Origin of the sequence: Sphingomonas sp. CCH9-F2 (genome assembly GCF_001556735.1) — a bacterium.
GTDB classification, from domain to species: domain Bacteria; phylum Pseudomonadota; class Alphaproteobacteria; order Sphingomonadales; family Sphingomonadaceae; genus Sphingomonas; species Sphingomonas ginsenosidimutans.
Genome location: NZ_LSJO01000461.1, coordinates 1 through 3,104, shown reverse-complemented (window position 1 = coordinate 3,104; position 3,104 = coordinate 1). Strand labels below are relative to the sequence as shown.

Genomic DNA, 3,104 nt, shown 5'->3' with positions numbered 1-3,104 from the left:
ATGAAGGGGACCGCGCGCCGCCATGCCGATCCCGCCGCGGACGCGCACGCCGCCGCCGCGCTGGCCGCCAGTGCCAAGCAGCGCGCCGAAAACCTGATGATCGTCGATCTGATGCGCAACGATCTGGCGCGCGTCGCGGTCGCGGGCAGCGTCGCGGTGCCCGACCTGTTCGCGGTCGAACATTATCCGACCGTCCACCAGATGACGTCGACGGTCACCGCCGATCTGGCGCCGGGTCGCGATGCGCTGGACGTGCTGGCCGCGCTGTTCCCGTGCGGGTCGATCACCGGCGCCCCGAAGGTGCGCGCGATGCAGGCGATCGCCGGGCTGGAGCGCGGTTCGCCGCGCGGCGCCTATACCGGCGCGATCGGCCGGATCGACCGCGGCGCGCAGGGTGCGATGTTCAACGTCGCGATCCGCACGCTGACGATCGCCGACGGGGCGGATTACGCGACGATCGGGCTGGGCGGCGGGATCGTCGCCGATTCGCGCGCCGACGCCGAATGGGACGAGGCGCTGGCCAAGGGCGCGTTCCTGGCGGGCGCGTGCCCGGCGTTCGATCTGATCGAGACGATGGCGTTCGATCCGATGGAGGGCATCGTGCTGATCGAACGGCATCTGGAACGGATGCGCACCAGCGCCGCGACGCTGGGATTCACCTTCGATCGCCACGCCGCGCGCAACGAACTTCAGGCCGCGACCTTCCGGCTGCGCGACGCGATGCGCATCCGCCTGCTGCTCGCGCGATCGGGCGCGATCGCGATCGAGGTCGCGCCGATGCCCGTGCCGCCCGAAGGGCCGCTGCGCGTCGCGGTGGCGCCGCTGCCCGTCCCGCCGCGCGACCTGCGACTGCGGCACAAGACCAGCGACCGCGCTTTCTACGACGCCGCGCGCCGTGCGTGCGGAGCGGACGAGGTGCTGTTCGTCGACGACCGCGGCCATGTGACGGAGGGCAGCTTCACTTCGCTGTTCGTCCCGCGCGACGGCGTGCTGGTCACGCCGCGTGGCCCCCATCTGCTGCCAGGCGTGCTGCGCGCGCAGTTGCTCGACAGCGGCGCGGCGGTGGAAGGCGACGTCACCGTCGCGGATCTGGCGGGCGGTTTCCACCTCGGCAATGCGGTGCGCGGGCTGATGCCCGCCGTGCTCGCGGTTGCACAATGATCGCATACGTCGCATAGGCGCGCACGCAATTTTCCATCGAAGGCGCCATCCATGAAGACCTCCGCCGCGCTCGACCGCATCAACCCCTCCCCCACGCTGGCGATCACCAGCCGCGTGCTGGAACTGAAGCGCGCCGGCGTCGACGTCATCGGCCTGGGCGCGGGCGAGCCGGACTTCGACACGCCCGATTTCGTGAAGGAAGCCGCGATCCAGGCGATCCGCGACGGCAAGACCAAATATACCAACGTCGACGGCACCGCCGAGCTGAAGGACGCGATCGTCGCCAAGTTCCGCCGCGACAACGCGCTCGATTATACGCCCGCGCAGGTGACGGTGAACGTCGGCGGCAAGCACACATTGTTCAACGCGCTGGTGGCGACGCTGGATGCGGGGGACGAGGTGATCGTGCCCGCGCCGTACTGGGTCAGCTACCCGGACGTCGTCCAGTTCGCGGGCGCGGTGCCGGTGATCGTGCCCGCGGGCGCCGAATATGATTACAAGCTGACGCCGGCGATGCTGGAGGCGGCGATCACCCCGCAGACCAAGTGGGTGATCCTGAACTCGCCGTCCAACCCGACCGGCGCGGCCTATTCGGCGGACGAGCTGAAGGCGCTGGGCGCGGTGCTGGAACGCCACCCGCACGTGTGGGTCTTCGCCGACGATATGTACGAGCATATCGTCTACGACGATTTCCAGTTCGCCACGATCGCGCAAGTGTGCCCGTCGCTGTACGAGCGGACGCTGACCGTCAACGGCTGTTCGAAGGCCTATGCGATGACCGGCTGGCGGATCGGCTTCGCCGCCGGCGCGCCGTGGCTGATCAAGGCGATGGCCAAGCTCCAGTCGCAGTCGACGTCCAACCCCTGTTCGATCGCGCAGGCGGCGGCGGTGGCGGCGCTGACCGGCGACCAGTCGTTCCTTAAGGAGCGCGCCGCCGCGTTCCAGACGCGCCGCGACCTGGTGGTCTCGATGCTCAACGCCGCCGACGGCATCACCTGCCCGCGCCCCGAAGGCGCCTTCTACGTCTATCCCGACATCGCGGGCGTGATCGGGAAGACGACGCCGGACGGCAAGCGGATCGAAAGCGACAGCGATTTCGTCACCTATCTGCTGGACGACGCACGCGTCGCGGCGGTGCAGGGCGTGGCGTTCGGCCTGTCGCCGGCGATGCGCATCAGCTACGCCACGTCGGAGGCGCTGCTGACCGAGGCGTGCACGCGCATCCAGACGGCGTGCGCGGCGCTGCGCTGACGCGACGCATTTCGAAACGCTGACTTTCCGCCGCCGGGCTGTGCGCTCGGCGGCGGCGCGCTTATATCAACGCCGGATGAACGAGCGTTCCAGCCCCGGTTCATCCCGTCCCGGCCATAGACGACCACGGACGATCCGCCGGCCCCGCGCCGAACGATCGCCGCAGGTTCGATCCCGCCGCACAGACGGCCGAAAAGACGAAGAAAGACGACATATGACCCGCTTCATCAAGTCCAGCTTCGCATGGCAGTTCGCCGGCGGCTTCCTGATCGGGACGCTGGGCATGGGTGCGGTGCACGTGGTCGACGCGCACGCCGCGACCGCCCCCGCCCCCGCCGCGATCCACGCCGTCCGCTGACGTCTGGCTAGACTGGCGGGCCGCCACCACGCTCCCCATATCGGCGCGATGACGATGTTCCGCACCCTCGCTGTCGCCGCGACGCTCTCGCTTGCCGCCTGCGGCAGTGCGCAGGCCGAACGCGCCGTTCCCCTTCCCGCCGCGGCGCAGGACGTGCCGCCCGGCACCGGCACGCAGGTGGCGGTGCTGGCCGGCGGATGCTTCTGGGGCATGGAGGCGGTGTTCGAACAGCTGAAGGGGGTCCGCTCGGTCACGTCCGGCTATGCCGGCGGCACGCGCGCGACCGCCAACTACGCCGACGTCAGCAGCGAGACGACCCGCCATGCCGAGGCGG

4 protein-coding genes are annotated in these 3,104 nt (G+C 70.0%); all 4 read left to right on the top strand.

Annotation, left to right across the window (positions count from 1 at the left end):
* On the top strand, positions 1–1,161 hold a 1,161-nt coding region (locus tag AX685_RS12810), incomplete at its 5' end, for a chorismate-binding protein (RefSeq protein WP_066489283.1).
* Between the two features lie 51 nt (positions 1,162–1,212).
* Positions 1,213–2,412 (top strand): pyridoxal phosphate-dependent aminotransferase, encoded by a 1,200-nt coding sequence (locus AX685_RS12805; protein WP_066489279.1) that lies wholly within the window; start codon positions 1,213–1,215, stop codon positions 2,410–2,412.
* 214 nt (positions 2,413–2,626) lie between these two features.
* Positions 2,627–2,770: a hypothetical protein gene (locus tag AX685_RS21675; protein ID WP_156445794.1), complete on the top strand. Its 144-nt coding sequence runs from the start codon at positions 2,627–2,629 to the stop codon at positions 2,768–2,770.
* Positions 2,771–2,824: 54 nt separating this feature from the next.
* A partial coding sequence (locus tag AX685_RS12800; protein WP_197418610.1) for a peptide-methionine (S)-S-oxide reductase occupies positions 2,825–3,104 on the top strand: 280 nt, incomplete at its 3' end.